General features: G+C 71.3%; 17 protein-coding genes and 1 pseudogene. 7 read left to right on the top strand and 11 right to left on the bottom strand.

Translation table 11 applies throughout. The features are described 5' to 3' along the window. Positions 1–269: 269 nt before the first annotated feature. The 4 genes from ACZ60E_RS40420 to ACZ60E_RS40405 form a co-directional block, all read right to left on the bottom strand. On the bottom strand, positions 270–2363 hold the full coding sequence (locus tag ACZ60E_RS40420; RefSeq protein ID WP_469447133.1) for a PTS fructose transporter subunit IIABC: 2094 nt from the start codon (positions 2361–2363) through the stop codon (positions 270–272). A gap of 127 nt (positions 2364–2490) precedes the next feature. Further along, positions 2491–3438, bottom strand: a complete 948-nt coding sequence (gene pfkB / locus ACZ60E_RS40415) for a 1-phosphofructokinase (RefSeq protein WP_384816070.1) — start codon at positions 3436–3438, stop codon at positions 2491–2493. Further along, a complete protein-coding gene (locus tag ACZ60E_RS40410; protein ID WP_469447132.1) occupies positions 3435–4196 on the bottom strand; it encodes a DeoR/GlpR family DNA-binding transcription regulator in 762 nt (253 codons plus the stop codon). The genes pfkB and ACZ60E_RS40410 overlap by 4 nt, the downstream gene beginning before the upstream one ends. A 147-nt stretch (positions 4197–4343) precedes the next feature. Continuing rightward, on the bottom strand, positions 4344–5915 hold the full coding sequence (locus ACZ60E_RS40405) for an MFS transporter (protein ID WP_469447130.1): 1572 nt from the start codon (positions 5913–5915) through the stop codon (positions 4344–4346). A 235-nt stretch (positions 5916–6150) separates the two neighbouring features. Between ACZ60E_RS40405 and ACZ60E_RS40400 the strand changes: the two genes are divergently transcribed. Then, complete coding sequence (locus ACZ60E_RS40400; RefSeq protein ID WP_469447128.1) at positions 6151–7116, top strand: helix-turn-helix transcriptional regulator; 966 nt, start codon at positions 6151–6153, stop codon at positions 7114–7116. Between the two features lie 593 nt (positions 7117–7709). Here the strand turns inward: ACZ60E_RS40400 and ACZ60E_RS40395 are convergent. Then, on the bottom strand, positions 7710–8708 hold the full coding sequence (locus ACZ60E_RS40395; RefSeq protein ID WP_384816079.1) for a sigma-70 family RNA polymerase sigma factor: 999 nt from the start codon (positions 8706–8708) through the stop codon (positions 7710–7712). A 178-nt stretch (positions 8709–8886) separates the two neighbouring features. Here ACZ60E_RS40395 and ACZ60E_RS40390 point away from each other — a divergent pair, with 178 nt between their 5' ends. Further along, positions 8887–9405, top strand: a complete 519-nt coding sequence (locus ACZ60E_RS40390; protein ID WP_469447125.1) for a GNAT family N-acetyltransferase — start codon at positions 8887–8889, stop codon at positions 9403–9405. 74 nt (positions 9406–9479) lie between these two features. Here the strand turns inward: ACZ60E_RS40390 and ACZ60E_RS40385 are convergent, their stop codons facing one another. Further along, the gene (locus ACZ60E_RS40385; protein WP_469447123.1) at positions 9480–10280 is read right to left on the bottom strand and encodes a dioxygenase family protein; all 801 of its coding nucleotides are present in this window, start codon (positions 10278–10280) and stop codon (positions 9480–9482) included. 128 nt (positions 10281–10408) lie between these two features. Here ACZ60E_RS40385 and ACZ60E_RS40380 point away from each other — a divergent pair, with 128 nt between their 5' ends. After that, positions 10409–10912, top strand: coding sequence for a MarR family winged helix-turn-helix transcriptional regulator (locus tag ACZ60E_RS40380; protein ID WP_384816085.1), 504 nt, complete (start codon positions 10409–10411; stop codon positions 10910–10912). A gap of 519 nt (positions 10913–11431) precedes the next feature. Here the strand turns inward: ACZ60E_RS40380 and ACZ60E_RS40375 are convergent. Continuing rightward, complete coding sequence (locus ACZ60E_RS40375) at positions 11432–12970, bottom strand: MFS transporter (protein WP_469447121.1); 1539 nt, start codon at positions 12968–12970, stop codon at positions 11432–11434. A 216-nt stretch (positions 12971–13186) separates the two neighbouring features. Next, positions 13187–13831, bottom strand: coding sequence for a TetR/AcrR family transcriptional regulator (locus tag ACZ60E_RS40370; protein ID WP_384816181.1), 645 nt, complete (start codon positions 13829–13831; stop codon positions 13187–13189). Positions 13832–14209: 378 nt separating this feature from the next. Between ACZ60E_RS40370 and ACZ60E_RS40365 the strand changes: the two genes are divergently transcribed. The 4 genes from ACZ60E_RS40365 (at position 14210) to ACZ60E_RS40350 (ending at position 19762) form a co-directional block, all read left to right on the top strand. After that, positions 14210–15502, top strand: a complete 1293-nt coding sequence (locus ACZ60E_RS40365; protein WP_469447119.1) for a M6 family metalloprotease domain-containing protein — start codon at positions 14210–14212, stop codon at positions 15500–15502. A 368-nt stretch (positions 15503–15870) separates the two neighbouring features. Further along, entirely contained in the window at positions 15871–17538 is a 1668-nt protein-coding gene (locus ACZ60E_RS40360) for an IclR family transcriptional regulator domain-containing protein (RefSeq protein WP_469447117.1), read from the top strand. 230 nt (positions 17539–17768) lie between these two features. After that, entirely contained in the window at positions 17769–18437 is a 669-nt protein-coding gene (locus tag ACZ60E_RS40355) for a Type 1 glutamine amidotransferase-like domain-containing protein (RefSeq protein ID WP_469447115.1), read from the top strand. Then, complete coding sequence (locus ACZ60E_RS40350; RefSeq protein ID WP_469447113.1) at positions 18434–19762, top strand: lanthionine synthetase LanC family protein; 1329 nt, start codon at positions 18434–18436, stop codon at positions 19760–19762. The genes ACZ60E_RS40355 and ACZ60E_RS40350 overlap by 4 nt, the downstream gene beginning before the upstream one ends. Before the next feature lie 135 nt (positions 19763–19897). Here ACZ60E_RS40350 and ACZ60E_RS40345 read toward each other — a convergent pair whose 3' ends face one another. The 3 genes and pseudogenes from ACZ60E_RS40345 to ACZ60E_RS40335 all read right to left on the bottom strand — a co-directional run. Next, a complete protein-coding gene (locus tag ACZ60E_RS40345) occupies positions 19898–20608 on the bottom strand; it encodes a ScbR family autoregulator-binding transcription factor (protein WP_469447111.1) in 711 nt (236 codons plus the stop codon). A gap of 79 nt (positions 20609–20687) precedes the next feature. Continuing rightward, complete coding sequence (locus ACZ60E_RS40340) at positions 20688–21965, bottom strand: cytochrome P450 family protein (RefSeq protein WP_469447110.1); 1278 nt, start codon at positions 21963–21965, stop codon at positions 20688–20690. A gap of 234 nt (positions 21966–22199) precedes the next feature. Beyond that, positions 22200–22871: pseudogene (locus tag ACZ60E_RS40335) on the bottom strand (ScbR family autoregulator-binding transcription factor); the annotation flags it as partial. Positions 22872–23166: the final 295 nt, after the last annotated feature.

Below are 23166 nucleotides of genomic sequence, written 5' to 3'. Positions count from 1 at the left end.
GCAGTTCCCCGCGCCCCTGACGGGGTGGGGGTCGATGGTCGGGTGCGGCTGCGCTGTGGCTGGTCGCGCCGGTCCCCGGCCCCCCAAAACGCGGCTGCGCCCCCCCCGGAGGCCCGGGCGGGGGGGGGGGGCGGCGGGGGCGGCCCCCCCCCCCCCCCCCCCGGGCGCGCGCCCCCCCCCCCCCCCGCGCCCCCCCCCCCCCCCCCCGGGGGGGGGGGGGGGCCCCCCCCCCCGCCCCACGGCCGTGTGCCGGTTCTGCGGCTGAGTGCTTACGCCGCCACCGGCTCCTTCGGCTGCGGTGCCGTCGCCGTCTCGGCGGACTTCTTCGTACTGCCGTCGGGAGCCTGCTTGCGCATGCCCTTCAGGACGATGACCAGGCCGGCCGTGACCGCCGTGCCGGCCGCGATGGCCAGCAGGTAGAGGAACGGGCTGCCGATCAGGAAGGTGACCCAGATGCCGCCGTGCGGGGCGCGCAGGGTCGAGCCGAACGCCATGGTCAGGGCGCCGGTGACCGCGCCGCCCGCCATCGAGGCCGGGATGACCCGCAGCGGGTCGGCGGCCGCGAACGGGATGGCGCCCTCGGAGATGAAGGACGCGCCCAGGACCCAGGCGGCCTTGCCGTTCTCCTGCTCGGCCGGGGTGAAGAGCCTCTTGCGGAGGGTGGTCGCCAGCGCCATGCCGAGCGGCGGGACCATGCCCGCGGCCATCACGGCCGCCATGATCTTCATCGCGGAGTCGCTGGGGTCCTGCACGGCGATCCCGGCCGTGGCGAAGGCGTACGCGACCTTGTTGACCGGGCCGCCCAGGTCGAAGCACATCATCAGGCCGAGCAGGACGCCGAGCAGCACCGCGTTCGTGCCGGAGAGCCCGCCGAGCCAGTCCGTCATCGCCTTCTGGGCCTCGGCGATGGGCTTGCCGATCACGATCAGCATCAGGAAGCCGACGACCATCGACGAGATCAGCGGGATCACGACCACCGGCATGATGCCGCGCAGCACCGGTGGGATCTTGATCCGCTGGATGGCGAGGACCACCGCGCCGGCCAGCAGACCGGCGGCCAGACCGCCGAGGAAACCGGCGTTGATGTTGGCCGAGATCATGCCGCCGACGAAGCCCGGCACGAGGCCCGGCCGGTCGGCCATCCCGTAGGCGATGTAGCCGGCGAGGACGGGGATCAGGAAGCCGAAGGCGACGCCGCCGATCTGGAACAGCAGCGCGCCCCAGCTGTCGATCTGGCCCCAGTTGAAGACCTCGGTGACCGGCTTGGCCTCGTTGATCTGGTAGCCGCCGATCGCGAACCCGAGCGCGATCAGCAGACCGCCCGCGGCCACGAAGGGGACCATGTAACTCACGCCGGTCATCAGCCACTTGCGGAGCTTGGTGCCGTAGCCGTCGCCGGGGTCGCCCGCCCGGTCCACCGGGGTGCCGCCGGGCCGGGCGGCCGAGGTGGACTCGCCGCGCTCGGCCCTGCCGCGCACATCGGCGATCAGCTCGGCGGGCTTGTTGATGCCCGCCTTCACACCGACGTCCACGGTGGGCTTGCCGGCGAACCGTTCCTTCTCCCGTACGGGCACGTCGTGCGCGAAGATCACGCCGTCCGCCGCGGCGATGACGGCGGGGTCGAGCCGGGTGAAGCCGGCCGATCCCTGTGTCTCGACGACGATCTCGACGTCATCGGCCTCGCGGCCCGCGTTCTCCAGCGACTCGGCCGCCATGTAGGTGTGCGCGATACCGGTGGGGCAGGAGGTGACGGCGACGATCCGGAACGGCTGCCGGGCGTGGCCCTCGGCCACGGGTTCGGCCCCGGCCGGGGCCGCTGCGGCCGAGGGGGCCGACGGAGCCGAGGGGGTCGACGCCGGCTCGGCCGGAGCGTCGGCAGTGGGCTCGGCGGCGGGCGCGGGCTCGGGTGCGGCCCCAGGGGTCTCGTCCCCGCGGATGAGCGCCGCCGCGGACTGCGCGTCGTCCACCGACCGCAGCGCGGTCGTGAACTCGGCGTTCATCAACTGGCGGGCCAGCGACGACAGGATCGTCAGGTGGGCGTCGTCCGCACCGGCCGGAGCGGCGATCAGGAAGATCAGGTCGGCGGGGCCGTCCGGCGCGCCGAAGTCGACCCCGGCCGCGCTGCGCCCGAAGGCCAGGGTCGGCTCGGTGACGTGCTCGCTGCGGCAGTGCGGGATGCCGATGCCGCCGTCGAGGCCGGTCGGCATCTGGGCCTCGCGGGCGGCGACGTCGGCGAGGAATCCGTCCAGGTCGGTCACCCGCCCCAGAGACACCATGCGCTCGGCGAGGGCACGGGCCGCCGCTTCCTTCGTATCGGCGGACAGGTCGAGGTCGACCAGTTCCGCGGTGATCATCTCGCTCATCGCGGGCTCCTTCGCTCGCGTATCGCCCGGGGAGAGTGGTGGGCGAGGGTGGGGATGGGGATGGGGACGGGGATTGCTTCAGTCGCCTCAGCCACTGCGGCTGGTGCGGGGTGGGCTGAGGGGGTGGTCATGACGCCGGCTCCGTCAGTACGCGGTCGACCGGGATCTCCGCGGTGACCGTCACCGCGCCCGGGTCGAGGTTCGCCGGGCTCGGCATCACGCTGCCCGGCAGTTGGACGGCCGCCGCTCCGTGCGCCACGGCGGAGGCGAGCGCGCCGGGCCCGCTGCCGCCGGCGATGAGGAAACCGGCGAGGGAGGAGTCGCCGGCGCCCACGTTGCTGCGTACGACGTCGACGCGGGCGCTCGCGAACCAGGCGCCGTCCTCGTCGACGAGCAGCTGCCCGTCGGCGCCGAGGGAGGCGAGCACGGCCCGCGCGCCCAGCTCCCGCAGTTCCTCGGCGGCCTTGACCGCGTCGCCGACCGTGGCGAGCGGGCGGCCGACCGCCTCGGCGAGCTCCTCGACGTTCGGCTTGACGACGTCGGGCCGTTCGCGCAGGGCCGCGAGCAGGGCCGGTCCCGAGGTGTCCAGCGCGATGCGGGCGCCCGCCCGGTGGGCGCGGGCGACCAGTTCCGCGTACCAGGAGGGTGCGAGGCCGCGGGGCAGGCTGCCGCAGCAGGCGATCCAGTCGGCGTCGCGGGACTGCTCGCGCACGGTCTCCAGGAGCGACTCCTCCTCGGCGGAGGTGAGTTCGGGTCCGGGTGCGTTGATCTTCGTGAGGACGCCGTCGGCCTCGGCGAGCGCGATGTTCGAACGGGTCGCGCCGGCGACCGGGACCGGAGCGACCTCGATGCCCTGTGCGTCGAGGAGGTCGGCGACGAGTGCGCCGGGGGCGCCGCCGAGCGGCAGGACCGCGACGGTGCGCCGGCCGGCCGCGGCGACGGCCCGCGAGACGTTGACGCCCTTGCCGCCCGGGTCCATGCGCTCGCCGGTGGCCCGGATGACCTCACCGCGGTCGAGCGAGGGGACCTCGTACGTGCGGTCCAGCGACGGGTTCGGGGTGACGGTGAGGATCATGCGCGCACTACTTCCGTGCCGCCGCGCTCGATGGCGGTGGCGTCTTCGGGGCTCAGACCGCTGTCGGTGATCAGGAGGTCCACCTCGTCGAGGCCACCGAAGCGCGCGAAGTGTTCCTGGCCGTGTTTGGCGGAGTCGGCGAGCAGCACCACGCGGCGGGCCGCGGCGAGGGCGGCGCGCTTCACGGCGGCTTCGGCGAGGTCGGGGGTGGTCAGGCCGTGTTCGGCGGAGAAGCCGTTCGCGGCGAGGAAGACCACGTCCGCGCGGATCTCGCCGTACGCCCGCAGCGCCCAGGCGTCGACCGCCGCGCGCGTACGGTGCCGGACGCGGCCCCCGATGAGATGGAGCTGGACGCCGGGGTGGTCGGCGAGGCGGGCCGCGATGGGGAGGCTGTGCGTCACGACGGTGAGCGAGGCCTCCAGCGGGAGGGCCCCGGCGAGGCGGGCGACGGTCGTGCCCGCGTCGAGGATCATCGTGCCCTCGTCGGGCAGTTCGGCGAGGGCCGCCTTGGCGATGCGGTCCTTCTCGTCCGCGGCGGTGGTCTCGCGCTCGGCGAGGTCGGGCTCGAAGTCGAGCCGCCCGGCCGGTATGGCACCGCCGTGCACCCGGCGCAGGAGTCCCGCCCGGTCGAGGGCCTTCAGGTCCCGCCGGATGGTCTCGGCCGTGACCTGGAACTCCTCGGCCAGCGATACGACGTCCACGCGTCCACCGTCACGTGCGAGCCGGAGGATCTCCTGCTGCCGCTCAGGTGCGTACATGCCCGTTCGCCTCCACTCTCTGCCCGAACCTGTGGTTTCACTCGCAGGCTACGCCCGCGTTTCGGGAAAGTAAACAGGTTCGGGCATCGATGTGGGCATGAACGGGCATGAGCGGATATTGCTGCTCGGTCACTGCCCGGCCGCTGCTCAGCGGACGAGTTCGGGCTCCTGGTCGTCGGCGGGGGTGGACGCGGTCGCCGCCGCGGGCGCTTCGTCCGTGGCCTCCGCACCCTCCGTGGCTTCCGTCGCCTCCGCGCCCTCCACGTGCTGGGCCGGACGCTTCGGCAGGGCGAACATCAGCAGGAAGATGACCGCCATCACGACGGCGACATGGACCAGCGCGTGCTGGAAGGCGTCGACGAACGCGGCGCCGACCTCCGGCGGTGCCAGACGGTCGGACATCGTGCCGAAGAAGACGACGGAGACCAGGGCGAGGCCGAGGGCGTTGCCCATCTGCTGGACCGTGTTGATCAGGCCGGACGCCGAACCGGCGTGCTCGCGCGGGACCTCGGAGAGCACCGCGTCCGTGAGCGGGGCGACGATCAGGCCCATGCCGAGGCCCATCACGACCAGCGGGAGGGCCATCTGCCAGGAGGCGATGGACAGGCCGTACCGCTCGGACTCCCAGATGTAGAGCAGGACGCCGGCGGCCATGGTGAGCGCGCCCGCCTGCAGCACCTTCCGGCCGAACCGCGGCACCAGCTTCTGGACCGACAGACCCGCCGCGAGCGACACCGCGATCGAGAACGGTACGCCCGTCAGGCCCGCCCGCAGCGGGCTCCAGCCGAGGCCGGTCTGCATGTAGAGCGTCCAGATCAGGAAGAAGATGCCCAGGCCGATCCCGAAGACGGTCTGGACGGCGATGCCCGCCGCGAAGCTCTTCACCTTGAACAGGGAGAGTTCGACGAGCGGCGAACCGTCACGCGCAGTCTTGTGCTTCTCGTACGCCACCAGCGCGCCGAAGACGACGAGGGAGCCGCCCATCGACACGTATCCCCAGGTCGGCCAGTCCAGCTCGCGGCCCCGGATCAGCGGGTAGAGCAGCATCAGCAGACCGAGGGTGACCAGGGCGACGCCGACGAGGTCGAGCTTCAGGGCGCGGGGGGCCTTGGACTCGGTGATGAACTTCCGGCCGAGGATCAGGCCGGCGATGCCCACGGGGAGGTTGATGAGGAAGATCGGCCGCCACTCCAGGCCGAACAGGTTCCACTCGGTGAGCAGCGCGCCGAAGAGGGGGCCGGAGACCGCGCCCAGGCCCACGATCGCGCCGAACAGGCCGAAGACCTTGCCGCGTTCGTGCGCCGGGAAGGTGGCGTGCACGATCGACAGGACCTGCGGGACCATCAGCGCGGCCATCGCTCCCTGGAGGATGCGGGAGGCGACCAGCATGTCCGGGTTCACCGCGAAGCCGCAGAGGGCCGACGCGAGGGTGAAGCCGCCGATGCCGATGAGGAAGAGGCGCTTGCGGCCGTGGATGTCGCCCAGGCGTCCGCCGGTGATCAGGCCCGCGGCGAAGGCGAGCGCGTAACCGGCGGTGATCCACTGGATCTGGCTGAACGTGGCGCCCGCGTCCCGCTGGATCGAGGGGATCGCGATGTTGACGATCGTCACGTCGACCAGGTCCATGAAGGCGGCCGTCATGACGATGGCCAGGGCGTACCAGCGGCGGCGGTCTGCCTCCGGCCGGGGGGACGCGGGGGTGGTGCTCGGTGAGGTCATGGTTCGACGCTAGGGGGGATGTAGGTCAGGTCGTGTCCTAGTTGTGGGGGATGCTCGGGGTGCGGGCGGACGGGGTGGGTGCGTTCGGAGGGTGCGGGTGCGTCGTGGCCGGTCGCGCCGTTCCCCGCGCCCCTGAGAGCGAAAGACAAACGATTGCGCCGTTCCCCGCGCCCCTTGGGGTTCGCGCCCTTAGGGGGTCCGCGTCCCCGGTCGGTTCCATGAGAGGGAGACATCTATGAGTACGGATACTCCGGCGCGGCTGTTGCAGTTGTTGTCTCTTCTTCAGACTCCTCGGGAGTGGCCCGGTGGGGAGCTTTCGGAGCGGCTCGGGGTGTCCCGGCGGACCGTGCGGCGGGATGTCGACCGGCTGCGGGAGCTGGGCTATCCGGTGCAGGCGACCAAGGGCGCGGACGGCGGCTACCGGCTGGTCGCCGGGAAGGCCATGCCTCCGCTGGTGCTCGACGACGAGGAGGCGGTGGCGATCGCGGTGGGCCTGCGCGCGGGCGCGGGGCACGCCGTCGAGGGCGTCGACGAGGCCTCCGTACGGGCGCTGGCCAAGCTCGAACAGGTCCTGCCGAGCCGGCTGCGCCACCGCGTCTCCACCCTGCAGGCCGCCACCACTCCCCTGACGACGGGCGACGGCGCCAGCATCGCGCCCGAGACGCTGACCACGATGGCCTCGACGATCGCCGGGCAGGAGCAGCTGCGGTTCGCGTACCGCGCGGGGGACGGGGCCGAGAGCCGGCGCCGGACGGAGCCGTACCGGCTCGTGTCGACCGGCCGCCGCTGGTATCTCGTCGCGTACGACCTCGGCCGCGAGGACTGGCGTACGTTCCGGGTCGACCGGGTGTCCGAGCCCTTCGCTACCGGGGCCCGTTTCACGAAGCGCGAGCTGCCCACGGGGGACGCGGCCGAGTATCTGCGGCAGTCGATGTACCGGCGGCAGGAGACGTACGAGTTCGACGTGATGTTCGTGGCACCGGCGGACTTCGTCACGGCGCGGCTGCCCGCGTGGCTTGGGGCGCCCGAGCCGATCGACGACCGGCGGTGCCGGTTGCGTGCCTCGACGGGGGACGCGGTGGAGTGGATGGCCGTGCGGCTCGCGATGGTCGACTGCGAGTTCACCGTGCACGCACCCGCGGAACTCGTGGCGTGTGTAAGGGACTTGGGGGGACGGCTCAGCCGGGCCGTCAAGGGGTAGCGGGCTGCGCGGGTGGCAGGGGGTGCCCGTCCCGGCGAACGACGTGTCCGCCGGGGCGGCGCGCCTCCGTGACACAATGTGCCGCCTGGGTCACCCCGGGGTTCAGGTTCGGGGTGGCCCAGTCGTCGTGTCCGCATGCCTCACACGGAACGCCGAACGCCGTACGCCGGACCCAGCGCGCCGCCCGCCGCGCGCCGTACGTCCCCGCAGAACGGCCGTACGACCCCGGACATGAAGCCGAGCCCCGGCGCCAGGGGGGGAGGCGCCGGAGCTCGGCTCTGGAAGAGTCCCGGCACCGGGGGGAGTGCGTCGGGACTCGGCTTTGGGGGGTCCTGGGGTTTGTGCCCCGGGACCGATGTGTTGAAGCGGCTGTAAACGGACTTCTGTGCGACCCGGTGAGCGGCTCTGACCAGCCATGCCGTGAGGCGTGGCCGACACAGATCTGCTCGTCCGTCCCGCGGTAGGCTCGCATGCCCCCGAAACGGGGACCCAATCCCCTCGAAGAGGACGAGTTTTCCTCATCCCGGACCGGGCCCCGGACCAGGGCCTGAACCGCTGCCCGGACCGGGGCGCCGCCGGAGCCCGCAGGCGGTCTACGCCGCGGCGTCGAACCCCGTGGAACGGGCCAGCTTCTTCAGTTCCATCAGCGCGTGCTTCTCGATCTGGCGGATGCGCTCACGGGTGAGGCCGTGCTCCTTGCCGACCTCGGTCAGCGTGCGCTCGCGGCCGTCGTCTATCCCGTACCGCATCTTGATGATCGAGGCGGTGCGCTGGTCGAGGCGGCCTATGAGGTCGTCCAGCTCCTCGCTGCGCAGCAGCGTCAGCACGGACTGCTCGGGCGACACGGCCGAGGTGTCCTCCAGCAGGTCTCCGAACTGGGTGTCGCCCTCGTCGTCCACCGCCATGTTCAGCGAGACCGGGTCGCGGGCCCAGTCCAGGACGTCGATGACGCGCTCCGGCTTGGAGTCCAGCTCCGCCGCGATCTCCGTGGGCTCCGGATCGCGGCCGTGCTCGCGGTTGAACTCGCGCTGCACACGGCGGATCCGGCCCAGCTCCTCCACCAGGTGGACGGGGAGCCGGATGGTGCGGGACTGGTCGGCGATGGACCGGGTGATGGCCTGCCGGATCCACCAGGTCGCGTACGTCGAGAACTTGAAGCCCTTGCGGTAGTCGAACTTCTCGACCGCGCGCACCAGGCCCGCGTTCCCCTCCTGGATCAGGTCCAGCAGCGGGAGGCCGCTGCGGGGGTAGCGCCGCGCTACCGCGACGACCAGGCGGAGGTTCGACTTGATGAAGACCTCCTTGGCCCGCTCGGCCTCGGCGACCAGCGCTTCGAGCTCCTCGTGGGAGGCCTTCACCTTGGTGTCGGTGGTCTCACCGTCGAGAAGCTGCCGCGCGAAGACGCCGGCTTCGATGGTCTGGGACAGCTCGACCTCCTTGGCGGCGTCGAGCAGCGGTGTACGCGCTATCTCGTCGAGATACATGCCGACCAGGTCGCGGTCGGCGATCTCGCCGCCTACGACGCGAACACTGCGTGCCGCGTCGGTCTCGCCGGAGGCGGACTTACGACGGGCGACGGCACGGGTTGCCATGCGTGCTCCCTTGCGATGGTGGGCTTGCGGGACCTAGTGGTGGCTTTGGTGGCTCGGACACCCTCCCGAGTGCCCTGCTTCCCATGGAAACAACGACTGGAATCCGGACAGAATTCCCAACCCGGCCCTCGATTTTTCTGATCTTGCAGTACCCTGTGCCGCCATAAAAGGAGGCGCGGTGCCGTCGGAACGTACAGAGGTCCAGGTCAGACCCGGAGCCGAAGCCGACCTCGGCGCCCTCACGGACATCTACAACCACTACGTCCGTGAGACGCCCATCACCTTCGACACGGCCGTCTTCACCCCGGAGGAGCGACGTCCTTGGCTGCTCTCTCACCCTGAAGACGGCCCGCATCGGCTGATGGTTGCCGTGGACGCGGACTCACAGCGGATTCTGGGGTACGCCACATCGAGCGAGTTCCGGCCGAAGCCCGCGTACGCGACGTCCGTGGCCATGACGGTGTACGTCGTTCCCGGCGCGGGCGGGCGGGGCATCGGCACGCAGCTCTACGCGGCCCTCTTCGACGCGCTCGCGGGCGAGGACCTGCACCGGGCGTACGCGGGGATCGCGCAGCCCAACGAGGCGTCCGTGCGGCTGCACGAGCGGTTCGGCTTCCGGCACCTCGGTACGTACCGGGAGGCGGGCCGGAAGTTCGGCCGGTACTGGGATGTGGCGCGGTACGAGAAGGACCTCTGAAGGTCCGCCCCCGGCAGGCAAGGGGCGCCCCCTGCCGGGGAGGGGCCACCCCTGCCGGGGAGGAGTGGTTCGTGTCAGCCGAACTGGACCGAGCGCTTGGCCAGGCCCAGCCAGAAGCCGTCGATCACGGACCGCTGGGACGCCAGGTCGCCGGCGGCGTCCGCCGCGCCCATGGTCACGAACAGCGGGGCGAAGTGCTCCGTACGCGGGTGGGCGAGCTGTCCGGCCGGGGACTTGTGGAGGAAGTCGAGGAGGCCGTCCACGTCCGCGGAGTCGAGCGCCTGGTGTCCCCAGGCGTCGAACTCGGCCGACCAGCCGGGGACACCGCCCTGGCGGAGGGCGGCGAGGTTGTGGGTGAAGAAGCCGGAGCCGACGATCAGGACACCCTCGTCGCGCAGGGGCGCGAGCCTGCGGCCTATCTCCATCAGGCGGACGGGGTCCAGCGTCGGCATGGAGACCTGCAGGACCGGGATGTCGGCCTCGGGGAACATCTCCACGAGCGGGACGTACGCGCCGTGGTCCAAGCCGCGGTCCGGGATGTCCTGGACCGGCGTGCCGGGGGCGCGCAGCAGCTTGCGGACGGACTCCGCGAGAGCGGGGGCGCCCGGGGCGTCGTACCGCACCTTGTAGTAGTGCTCGGGGAAGCCCCAGAAGTCGTAGACCAGCGGCACGGGCGCGACGGCGCCGAGGGCGAGCGGGGCCTCCTCCCAGTGCGCCGAGACCATCAGGATCGCCTTGGGGCGCGGGAGGTCGGCGGACCAGGCGGCGAGCTGGCCGGGCCAGATCGGGTCGTCGGCCAGGGGCGGGGCGCCGTGCGAGAGGTAGAGGGCGGGCATGCGCTCCACGGCGGGACGTTCCCCGGTGGCTGCGGACATGACTGCTACTCCCTCTCGTGCTGCTCGAAGTGATTGCCTGAAGCTGATGCTTGAAGTATCAAGCTTTCCTGGGCGGAGCCTACTCCCTACTTGTTTAAGATTCAAGAAGGGGCTCGTACAGTAGGTGTATGAACACGGCATCCGCTGACGAGCCGCGCTGGCTCAGTGACGAGGAACAGCGCACCTGGCGTGCGTTCATGCACGCGACCACGCTTCTCGAGGACCATCTCGACCGCCAGTTGCAGCGTGACGCGGGCATGCCGCACATCTACTACGGGCTGCTCGTGCAACTGGTCGAGGCGCCGCGGCGGCGGTTGCGGATGACCGAGCTGGCGATGAAGGCGAAGATCACGCGGTCTCGTCTCTCGCATGCGATCGCCCGGCTGGAGAAGAACGGGTGGGTACGGCGGGAGGACTGTCCGTCCGACAAGCGGGGGCAGTTCGCCGTCCTGACGGACGAGGGGTACGCCGTTCTCGAACGGGTCGCTCCCGGGCATGTGGCCGCGGTGCGGCAGGCGCTGTTCGACCGGCTCACGCCTGAGCAGCAGAAGGCGCTCGGGGAGGCGATGCTGCTCATCGCGGAGGGCCTTCAGCCGGAGGGGGCGGGGGCGGACCTTCCCTGGCTCCGGTAGCCGACTCCGGGTGCGGGCCGGTGGGGGCCGTTCGCGCAGTTCCCCGCGCCCCTGACGGGGTGGGGGTCGATGGTCGGGTGCGGCTGCGCTGTGGCTGGTCGCGCAGTTCCCCGCGCCCCTCAAAAGCGGGGCTGCGCCCCTGCCTTTGCCCCTGAGGGGCGCGGGGAACGGCGCGGGCAACCCCCACCGACCGCAGACACAAAACAGCCGCCACCCCCACAAGGGGCGCGAGGAACTGCGCGACCAGCCCCCACCGGCCCGCAGGCGCAAGGCGGCCGTCGGCCCCCTAAGGGGCGCGGGGAACTGCGCGGCCAGCCACGACGCAGCCGCAGGTCGAGTACCGGCCGGCCGTCGTGGTGCGGAGCTCAGGTGCGGAGCTCAAGGCATGGATCTGCCCCGGCTCCGTTGTCGGAGTCGGGGCAGATCGGGGTTCGTGCGTACGAAGGCGTCCCCACCCCTGCGTACGCACGAGGTCAGTGGGTGACCCAGTCGGTTCCGGGCCCGCTCACCGCGAAGCGGCTAGTGGGCGACGACCGGCACCAGCAGCTCGTCCTCGGCGCCGTCGACCGCGCCGGTGGACGGTGCCACATCGGTGGGCTTCGCGTTCACGAGGGTGAGGACGATCGCCGCGGCCGCGACGAGGATCCCGACCGCGAACCAGATCGCGTTGGTGTACCCGTGCACCTGCGCCTGCAACTGCACGAGCTGCTGCTGCGACTGCGTGGCCGCACCGCCGATGTGGTCCTTGACGTACGCGGTCGTGGCCGAGGCCGCGATCGTGTTCAGCAGCGCCGTACCGATGGCGCCACCCACCTGCTGCGAGGTGTTGACCATCGCGGAGGCGACACCGGCGTCACGCGGCTCGACACCCAGCGTGGCCAGGGACATGGCCGGCATGAACGCCGTACCCATACCGAGGCCGAGCAGGAGCATGCCGGGCAGGAACAGGGTCGCGTACGAGGAGCCGATCTCCATCTGGGTCAGCACCAGCATGCCGAGCGCGGCGACCAGGAAGCCGGGACCCATCAGCAGCCGCGCCGGAACGCGGGTCATCAGGCGGGCACCGATCTGCGTGGAGCCCGTGATCATGCCCGCGATCATCGGCAGGAAGGCGAAGCCGGTCTTGACCGGCGTGTAGCCCTTCACGATCTGCAGGTAGTAGGTCAGGAAGAGGAACAGACCGAACATCGCGATGATCGCGAGGCCGAGCGAGAGGTAGATACCGCCACGGTTGCGGTCGGTGATGACACGCAGCGGCAGCAGCGGGGCCTTGACCTTCGACTCGACGACGACGAAGGACGCGAGGAGCAGCGCCGACACGACGAACAGACCGATCGTCATGGAGTCGCCCCAGCCCTCGGACTCGGCGCGCGTGAAGCCGTAGACGAGGGAGACCAGGCCGAGGGTGGACAGGACGACACCCGGGATGTCGAGCGGCGAGCGGTTGCGGCTGCCGGACGGCTCACGGATGACGAAGTACGCACCGGTGGCGGCGACGGCCGCGAACGGGATGTTCACGAAGAACGTCCAGCGCCAGTTCAGGTACTCGGTGAGGAAGCCGCCGAGGATGAGGCCGACGGCGCCACCGCCACCGGCGATCGCCCCGTAGATGCCGAACGCCTTGGCACGTTCCTTGGAGTCGGTGAACATCACCGCGAGCAGGGAGAGCGCGGCGGGCGCGAGCAGTGCGCCGAAGGCACCCTGCAGGGCGCGGGAGCCGAGCAGCATCGCCTCGTTGGTGGCGGCGCCACCGAGCGCGGAGGCGCCGGCGAAGCCGATCAGACCGGCGACGAAGGTGCGCTTGCGACCCCACAGGTCGGCTATGCGACCACCGAACAGGAGGAGTCCACCGAAGGCGAGCGCGTAGGCCGTGATGACCCACTGCCGGTTGCCGTCGGAGATCCCGAGGTCCTGCTGGGCCGAGGGAAGGGCGATGTTCACGATGGTCGCGTCGAGCACGACCATGAGCTGGGCGAGCGCGATGAAGACCAGCGCTTTCCAGCGGTTCGAATCGGGAGCCGGCGCCTTGGCGGCGTTGGCCTGGACTGTTTCAGACATGGGAGTACCCACTTCAGGACTTCGTGGCGAAAAAACGTGACGGAAGGGACGGCTCGTCACCGGTGACGTCTTCGTCGACTACGTTGTCGACGCCCTCCTCGACGTCCTTGTCGATGACGACCGGTGGCTTGTGGTGTGAGTGGTGACTTTCGAAACGCGCGGATCTGATCGGTCGGCCGGTCGGTCAGTGAGCCGGTCGGGTGGTCGCTCGATCGGTCAGGCTCGTCGCAGGTCCTCCATGGTCGCGGCCGCACCGGGCAGTTCGGATCGGGCGGGCGCCCGTAGCCCGTCCAGGAACAGCTGCAGGTGGCGGTGTACGAAGCGGTCCATGTTCGGGCACGCGGTACCGGGCAGCGGCCGGGTGAGCTGGCTGATGGCGATCATGAGGTCCCCGACGGCGACGTCAGGACGGAGCTGGCCCGCGGTCCGGGCCCGCCCCATGAGCGTGTCGATCAGCTCCTCGACCCGCTCGCGCGAGGCGACCAGGTCCGGGTGGTTCTCGTCGAAGGCTTCCGAGAGCATCGGGCACAGGGCGCCGATCCGCTCGTCGGCCGAAGCGTGCACGAACCGTGAGAGTGCCTCGAAGGCGTCACCGGTCTCGGCGAGCATCTGCTCGACCTGTTCCGAGACGCGGTCCATGACCGAGCAGACGACCTCGCGCTGGAGGGCCGCCCGGTCCGGGAAGTTGCGGTACAGCGTGGCGTTGCCGATACCCGCCCGGCGGGCGATCTCGTCGAGCGGCACCTCGGCACCGAACTCGACGAACATCTCTCGTCCGGCGGCGACGATCCGCTCCCGGTTGCGCAGAGCATCGGCCCTCGGGCGGGGCACCTTGCGCTGGGCGACGGTTGCGGTCTCCACGGCGTACTCCTTCGCGTTCTCTCAGTGGTTCGTGTGGGTGGTTCGTGCTTCGTGTTGGTGCTTCGTGTTCGTAGTCGGTGGCTCTTGCTCTTACTGATTCCTGCCGTCCGGGCGATCCGGGGATCCGCTCCCCGTTTCACGCGGACACATGGCTAAACGGGGAGGGGGTCCCCGGTTATTTCCCGATCCCGAAGAGATTCATTGTGACCTGAGTCACATGTGACTCCAGGGGGGTTTGCCGCCCTCGGAAAGGCCCCGTCTCCCCGGCCTCCTCCCACGATCGGTCTCCTCCAGCGCGCGCCCCCGCATCCGGCGGCACAGGGTGATCGGACAGGGTGCAGCCCACAACGGCCGGCTGCCCGGAGCGAAGGGCTTCGTATGCAGCCGACCAGCCGCCGGATACGCCCGCGCCGCCGCACCGCAGCCCTCGTCTCGGTCACCGCCCTCACCCTCGCGGTCAGCACCTCCGCCGGGTCCGGACATCTGACGGCCGGCTCGACCTCGGCGGCGGGCCCCGTGGCACCGGCGGCCGGGACCTCCCCGCTCGGTCCCTGCATGATCAGCGGCTCGACGGGCGTGCAGATGTCGGAGGGCATCCCCACCCCCACGGGCTACGCCCGCTCCACCGGCACGGTCCGCGCCCTCAACCTGATGGTCGACTTCTCCGACGCGCCCGGCCAGGGCAAGGCGCTCGACCGCTTCGGTGAGTTCTTCCCGCAGACCACGGACTGGTTCCGCACCAGTTCGTACGGCCGTCTCGACTACCGTTCGCAGGCCCCGATAGGCGACTGGCTGCGTATGCCCAAGCCCTTCAAGGAGTACGGGATAGAACGCGGCGCCCCCTTCGACCCCGGGTACCGCGAGCTGGTTCAGGACATCGTGAGCACCGCCGACCCGAAGGTGAACTTCCAGGACTACGACCTGCTGAACGTCCTGATCACGCCGAACGCCGGCCCCTCCGCCCTGGACACCGTCCTGTCCGTCACCTTCGCGGGCAACACCGAGGCGCCGGTCGCGGACGGGGTGCCCGTCGCCAACGCGTCCTTCGTCTACAGCCGCCAGGACGACGGCTCCGGCACGTACGCCGAGACCGGTTACCGCGTACTCCCCCACGAGAACGGCCATGTCTTCGGACTGCCCGACCTCTACACCCAGGACGGCGGCGGCGCGGTCGGGCACTGGGACATCATGAGCGAGGACTGGGGCGCCGACAACGACCTGCTGGGCTGGCACAAGTGGAAGCTCGGCTGGCTCGACGACTCCCAGGTCGGCTGCGCGGCCTCACCCGGCACGACCGAGCATGTGCTGACCCCGCTGACCGAGCCCGGCAACGGCAGCAAACTGCTCTTCGTCCCGGTCGACGCGAAGACGGGGTACGCGGCCGAACTGCGCACACAGGCGGGCAACGACGAGTCGGTCTGCAAGACGGGCGTACTGATCTACAAGGTGAACGCGGACGTCGACACCGGCCACGGCCCGATCTCGGTGATCGACTCCACGAAGGACAGCGGCGGCTGCACCCGCAGCCCGAACGTCCACGCCGAACTCTCCGACGCCCCCTTCTCCCCCGGCCAGTACTTCAAAGACCTCGAATCCGGCATCCGCATCACGGTCGCGGGCAAGGACCCCAAGGGCAACCACCGCGTATACGTGACCCGCGGCCCCCAATAGGAAACGCGCCTCTCAGGGACGCGGAGAACGGCGCAGTCCTTTGCCCTTAAGGGGCGCGAGGAACTGCGCGACCAGCCCCCACCGGGCCCGCACTCGACTGTCGACCCCGGCCTTTCAGGGGCGCGGGGAACGGCGCAATCCTTTGTCCTCAAGGGGCGCGGGGAACGGCGCGACCAGCCCCCACCGGGCCCGCACTCGACTGTCGACCCCGGCCTTTCAGGGGCGCGGGGAACGGCGCAATCCTTTGTCCTCAAGGGGCGCGGGGAACTGCGCGACCAGCCCCCACCGGGCCCGCAGGTCACCTACGCCCCCGCCCCGCCTCCCCCCTCCCATTCATTACCGTGGTCGGCACACCGTTATGGGGAGCCATGCCACCGACCCACCTCACCCCGCCCAAGCCCGACGCGGCCGAACCCGCCGAGGCAGTGGCCCCACTGATGCGCGGCCTCACCGTGCTCCACCGCCTCACCGAGGCGGACGGCACGCTGAGCCTCAGCGGCCTGGAGAAGACCACCGGACTCGCCAGATCCACGGTGGACCGCATCGCGGCGACCCTCGCCCGGATGGGCTACCTGCGCCTGGACGGCCGCGACGCCGTCCTCACCCCGCGGCTGATGGAGCTGGGCAACGCCTACCTCGCCGCGCTCCGGCTCCCCCGACTGCTGGACACCCGCGCCGACGCCCTCGCCGACGAGCTGGACGAGTCGGTCTCCCTCGCGGTCGCCGACCGGGACGGCATCCGCTTCATCCACCAGGCCACGCGCCGGCGCGCGATGTCCCTGAGTTTCCGTATCGGCGACCTGCTCCCCGCCGAACGGACCGCGCCGGGCCCGCTGTTCGCCACCGAGTGGACGCTGGAGGACTGGGCACGGTGGCGGGACAGACGGGCGGCGGATCCCCAGGACCGGACCTTCCCGGCGGTCCCCCCGCGCGAACGCCCCACCCGGGACGCGGAGTTCGAGGAACGGACGCACCAGGCGGGCACCCGCGGCTGGGCCCTCGACGACCAGCTGATCGAGCCGGGCCTGATCGCCGTCTCGGTGCCCGTACGGGACCGGGGCGGCCACGTCGCCTGCGTGGTGAGCGTGGTGAGCCACACCAGCCGGCACACGGCGGACTCCCTGCGGGAGACCATGCTGCCGCGGCTGCGGGCGACCGTACACGCCATGGAACGGGATCTGCGCGAGGCGCCCGCCCGGCCGCCCGCCGCGCCGGCCGGGCTCGCCGCCTGGACCGGCGCCTCCAAACAGGAACTGGGCCGCGAGTTCGTCGAGTCGCTGGCCCGCGGGCTGACCGTGATCACGGCGTTCGGCGAGGGGCGGGCCGAGCTGACGCTCACCGAGGTGGCGCAGGCGACGGGGCTCGCGCGGGCGACGGCACGGCGTGCGCTGATCACCTTGGAACACCTGGGCCATGTCACGTCCCACGGACGGCACTTCACGCTGACGCCCCGCGTCCTGTCACTCGGCTTCCCACCCCTCTCCCGTACGACGCTGCCGCAGATCGCGGCCCCGCACCTCGCCGACCTCGCGGGACGGCTGCACGACTCGGCGTCCCTCGCGGTCCTGACGGGCGACGAGATCCAGTACACGGCCCGTGTCGCCACCAGCCGCATCATGAGCGTCAACATCACGGTCGGCACACGGCTGCCGGCGTACGCGACCTCGCTGGGGCGGGTGATGATGGCGGACCTCTCCCCCGCCGGGCGGGAGCCGTTCCTGACCGGCCGCCTGGACGCGCTGACGCCGCACACCGTCACGGACCCGGCAGCCCTCGCGGCCGTCCTGGACCGCGTACGGTCGGCCGGGTACGCGCTGGTCGACGGGGAGTTGGAGGAGGGGCTGCGGTCGATCGCCGCTCCGGTCCGGGACCGTACGGGGGCCGTCGTGGCCGCCGTGAACGTGGCCATGCACAGCTCTCGGCGGACGGTCGAGCGGTGTGTGGCCGAGGTGCTCCCGGAGCTGGCGGCCACGGCTGGATCGATCGAGGCGGATCTGCGGGTTGCGGGGCGCTTCACGCGCGTACCTGTCGCCTAGCCGGCGGGGGGATGGAACGGGGTTGCGGGTGCTGTGGGTGTTGCGGGTCGGGTGCGGGTCCGGTGGGGGCTGGCCGCGCAGTTCCCCGCGCCCCTAAAAGACAAAGGATTGCGCCGTTCCCCGCGCCCCTTAAAGACGAAAGACTGCGCCGTTCCCCGCGCCCCTTGGGCGCCCCTGATGTGTGACAGGGGTTCGTTGCGTGTGCGCGGCGGTCGTGCTTGGGTCGGGCGATGAACTTTTTGTTGACGGCCAGTGGTCTGCGTAACGGCACGCAGCGGGACGCGTTGCGGGACATGCTGGGGAAGCCGTTCGGATCGGCGAACGTCGTGTACGTTCCCACGGCGTCGCTCGCCGAGCCCGGGGACCACGGGTGGTTCGTCGAGGACCTGAACCGGCTGCGCGCCCTCGGCTGGCGGGAGTTCGACGTCCTGGAACTCAACGGCCTGCCCCGGCAACTGGTGCTCGACCGACTGCTGCACGCCGACGCCATCTACGTCGGGGGCGGCAACCACTACCACCTCGCACGCAGCATCACCGGCAACGGCCTGGCCGACGGCTTCCTGGAGGCGCTGGAGAGCCGGGTCTACGTGGGATTCAGCGCCGGATCGATGATCTTCAGCCGTCATCTCACCGCACACTCCGCCGACGTCATCGGGGACACCGCGGACCTCCACGTCCTCGGCGCGACGACCTTGGAACCGCCGTTCGGCCTCTTCGACTGGTACCTCAAGCCCCACCTGTACTCACCGGATTTCCCCGAGCGGGACGACGCCTGGGCCGATCGCATCGCCGAACGGGCGGACTTCCCGATCTACTTCATCGACGACGAGACAGCCGTCCGCGTCAGGGACGGCAAGGTGGACGTGGTGTCCGAAGGCCGGTGGCAACTCCACCCGTGACGCGCCCGACGCGTGGTGAGGCGCCGGCCACCGGCGCACCCGACGACGCGGAGGCGCTCGCCCTCGGGGCCCTCGACTGGCTGATGAAGGCGGCGCGGGACGACCCTGGTGGCGGCACCGGCACCGGTGTGGTCTGGCCGGACACCCTTGCCGACGGTCAGGTCACGCCACGGCTGTACGACGGGACCTCGGGGGTGCTGCCGGCGCTCCTCGACGCATGGAGGTACTTCGGCGACGACCGGTACGCGGACATGGCCCTGCGCGGCGCCCGCGGCGTCGCCGCCGCGGTCGACGACTGGGAGGACAGCGGCCTCTACGCGGGAGTGGCCGGCATGGCTGTCGCCCTGCGGGGCGTGCACCGTGTGCTCGGTAACGCGGCGGCGGGCACAGCCGCCGACCGTGCGCTGGACGTCCTGCGGTCCCGCTACGACGGCGCGGGGTGGAACGACTGGTACGAGCTGATATCCGGCAACGCCGGCATAGCGCTCGCCGCGCTGGAGTGCGGCGATCTCGACCTCGCGCTGCTGGCCGTGGACCGCTACACGCGGACCGCCGAGTCCACCGGGGCCGGCGTTCGGTGGCAGCTCACGGCCGGGTCCTTCCCCCGCATGCACCACATGTCGCACGGCACCCTCGGCATCGTCCACGCGCTCGCCGCCGTCGGCCGGGCCGCGGGCCGCTCCGATCTCGTCGACCTCGCGGTGACCGGAGCGGCCGACGTCGTCTCCCGGAACGAAGCCGGCCCCGAGGGGTTCCTCGTCGGGCACTCCGACCCGCAGCAGCAGCACGAGAGGGTCGGCCGCCACAACTACGGCTGGTGCCACGGGCCGGCCGGGGACGCGCAGGCGTTCCGGCTGCTGACCCACGTCCTGCCCGGTGATCCGGTCTGGCCCGCCCTCGTCGACCGGTGCTGGCACACCCTCGTCGGCTCCGGAATCCCCCGGCGGATCCGGCCCGGTTTCTGGGACAACAACGGCCGTTGCTGCGGCACCGCCGGGGTGCTCGCCCTCGCCTGCGACCGCATGGTCGAACGCGGTGACGGCCGTGACTTCGCCGATGTCCTCGTCGCCGATCTCGCGGCGCGGGCGACGGTCGACGGCGGGGGTGTGCGCTGGTCCAATGTCGAACACCGGGACGTGCCCAGTGTGCTCGCGCCTGCCAGCGGCTGGGCCATGGGTGGCGCGGGCATCGTGCGTGAGTTGCTGCGGCACGCGCGCGTCACCGCGGAGCGCGACCCGCGCTATGCGGTCCCCTTCCCGGACCATCCGCCCGCCACCGGCCCGCCACCGACGGTGGACGCCCGGGTGCGGGCGGGTGCGGGCTGATCGCGCAGTTCCTCGCGCCCCTAAAGGACAAAGGATTACGCCGTTCCCCGCGCCCCTTAAGACGAAGGACTGCGGTGTTCCCCGTGGCCCTTTTTAGGGGCGCGGGGAACTGCGCAGTCTTTGGGCGGTGTCGGATCATGCCGTCTGGCGGGATACCGGGCGGTGCTGGGGTGCGGGCGCCTCCGGCGTGGGCGTGGGCGTCGGCGTGGGGTCTCGGCGGCGGCCTGAGGCGACCAGGTCCTTCAGGGTCGGCTCCGCCGCGAGGCGCGGCAGCAGCAGGGCCCAGAAGCGCGTCAGCATCGACTGGGACAGCCACTGCGCGTTGCGGCTGCCCAGCGCCCCGAACCCGACGGTCGCCGCGACCACCGCGTGAGCCGCGTCCTGCGGCGCCACGTCCCGCGCCAACGCGCCCTCCCTGGCCGCCTGAATCAGCAGACTCTCCACCCACGCCTGCCAGCGCCGCCGCAGATCCGCCCCGGCCGCCACCGGCAGGGGACTCTCGCTCAGGTCGAACCCGGCCCGCAGGATCACATCGTGCCGCAGCCCCCGCAGCAGGGCGTGCGTCGTGTCGACCAGCACCTGCAGTGGCCCCCCGCTCCCGGCGGCCTGGCCGCGTGCCGCGCCCTCGTGGGTGATCTGGCGCAGCCGCTGCGCCGCCGCCTCCCACACCGCCGCGGTCAGCGCGGCCTTGCTGGCGAAGTGGAAGTGCAGCGCGCCGTTGCTGACGCCGGCGCGGCTGCTGATCGTGGACAGGGACACGACGTCGAAGCCGTCCTTGCTGAAGAGTTCGGCCGCCGACTCGATCAACGCGTTGCGCGTACGCACCGCTCGCTCCTGCTGGGCCATCAGAACGCTCCGTTGCTGCGAGGGCATGCCGGAAAGGCAGAATCACGATAACAAACCGCGCGCGCGGTTTCTATAGCGCCTACGGCGCCGGCGAGAGAAGTACCGGCAGTGAGCCGTAGCCGTTGACGATGAAGGACTCCACGGGCTCGATCCCGTCCACCGGTACCGCCAGGGCCAGTTGGGGGAAGCGTTCGAACAGCGCGGCCACCGCCACACCCGCCTCGATCCGCGCGAGCGGGGCCCCCAGGCACCGGTGCACCCCGTGCCCGAAGGCCAGGTCCTCGCGCCGGCCCGGCCGCAGTACGTCGAAGACGGCGACGTCGTCCCCGTACGCCTCGGGGTCGCCGGAAGCCGCGGCGAAGGAGATGAGGATGGGGTCACCCTGACGGATCGTCACCGCACCCCCGCCGTCATCCTCGTCGGCGTCCGTCCCGGGTCCGCCGTCCCCCAGCGTGATGTCGTCGACCGCGAACCGCATCGGGGAGTACGCCGCCGGGCTGTGCGCCCGCAGGGTCTCGTCCACCACGTCGGCCCAGGTTGCCCGTCCCTCGCGTACGTGGGCGAGTTGGCCGGGATGGGCGAGCAGCGCGCCGACGGCGTTGGTGATGAGGGTGCAGGTCGTCTCCTGGCCCGCGGCGATCATCAGGTAGAGGGTGCCGAGGAGTTCCTGCTCGCTGAGCCCGCCGTCCTGGTCGCGGGCCTCGATCAGCGCGGACGTCAGATCGCCGCCGGGGCGCTCCCGCTTCTCGGCGACGAGCTGTGCCAGCATGCCGAAGACCTCGACCTGCGCGGCGGCCATCTCCACGGCCGGTACCGCCGTGCCGAACACCAACTCCAGTGCGGTGCACAGGGGTTCGCGCGCCTCCTCCGCCACCCCGAACAGCTCGCAGATCACCCGCATCGGCAGCAGTTTGGCGAACTCGGCCCGCAGGTCCGTCCGTTCACCGGCCGGGCGGGCGGCCAGCTCGTCCAGCAGCCCGGCCGTGAGTTCTTCGACGCGCGGGCGCAGGGCCTCGCTCCGGCGTGCGGTGAACGCGCCCGCGACCAGCCGTCGCAGCCGGGCGTGGTGCTCTCCGTAGGCGAACAGCATGTTCTCGTTGGCGACCCACGGATACAGCGGCCACTCGGCGTCTATCCGCCCGTCGACGAAGGCGGGCCAGTGCCGTCGGGCGTCCTTGGACACCCGCGGATCGAGGAGGAGCTGCTTGACGTACTTCTGCCGTACGACGGCCCAGGCGGTCACCTTGCCCGGCAGTTCCACCGGGGCCACCGGGCCTCGTGAGCGCAGTTTTCCGGCCTCCGAGGCGAGATCGCGTCCCGTGACGTCCAACGCGTACGGGCAAGCGGGCATGTCCATCCGTGCACTCCGTTCGGTAGGTCGTTCGCACGCCCCGCCGACACGGGGAGGCGTCTTACCGGGGCGCCCGGCGCGGGCGTCTCACTGGACGGCGGTCACGGTCTCCGCCGCCGGCACGGCCCGCGGCGCCTTCCCGTCCCCGTCGCCGTCCCCGTCCCCGTTCCCGTCGCCGTCGCCGTCCCCGTCCGCGGCCTCGCTCTCCGAGTCGAGGTCACCCCCGGCTTCCGCTTCCGCCTCGGCCTCCGCCTCGTGCAACCGCATGGCGTCCGCATGGACGCGCGCCGCCCGCTCCGGCGAGAAGTCCAGCCGTACGAGGATGCCGGGCACCGCGATCGACGGCATGAGATGCCGGTAGAGGTCGGCCACCCGCTCCGCCAGGTCCGCGCGGCCCGTCATGATCCGCGACAGCACCTGGACGCCGGTGAAGGCGCCGACGAACAGCTTGGCCAGCGCGTCCACGTCGGCGTGCGGCAGCACCTCACCCCTGGCCTTGGCTTCCCGGAAGAGGGCGTGGGTGTGTTCCTGCCAGGCCTGCATGGGCACCCGGCGGTTGAGATGGTCCTTGGGAGAGCCCTGGTCCACGGTCAGCCGGACACTGCCCTGGACGATCGGGTCCCCGGTGTCCTGCTTGAGCAGATACGCGAGCAGCAGCGCCTCGTCCAGCGACTGCTGCAGTTTCAGCTCCTGTTCGGGCACGCGCGGCAGGGAGTCGACCTGTCCCGCGAGGACCGCCTGGGCCAGCTCCTCCTTGGAGGTGAAATGGAAGTAGAGGGCGCCTTTGGTCATGCCGGACTTCTTGAGGACGTCCGAGATGGTCGCCGCCTCGTATCCGACCTCGTCGAAGACCTGGGCCGCCGCGACGAGGATCGCGCGTCGCGTCCGAATGGCTCGCTCTTGCCGCGCCACGGGGAACCTCCGTACCATCCCGCTCACCGGGAAAAAGAGACCAAGAGGTCTGTACCGTACGCCCACGACCTCGCGGCTCAGAATAAAACCAGCCGAACGGTTTCTCAAGGAGTCCTCCGGCCCGAACTGGCCGCACCTCACTGAGCTGCGATGATGGAAAGATATCGCCTTCGGCGCTTCCCGGCGCTCCCCGATCGAGCCCCGCCACCTCCCTCCGCGCACCTTGAAAAGAAAACCGGTTGGTACGTATCTTCGTGGGGCAGTGGTCCGCATCCGACCGGTCCCACACCCTGGG

Source organism: Streptomyces sp. NPDC102514 (assembly GCF_055584525.1).
Note: the sequence above shows the minus strand (reverse complement) of the source record. Positions and strands in the feature narration are given on the sequence as shown.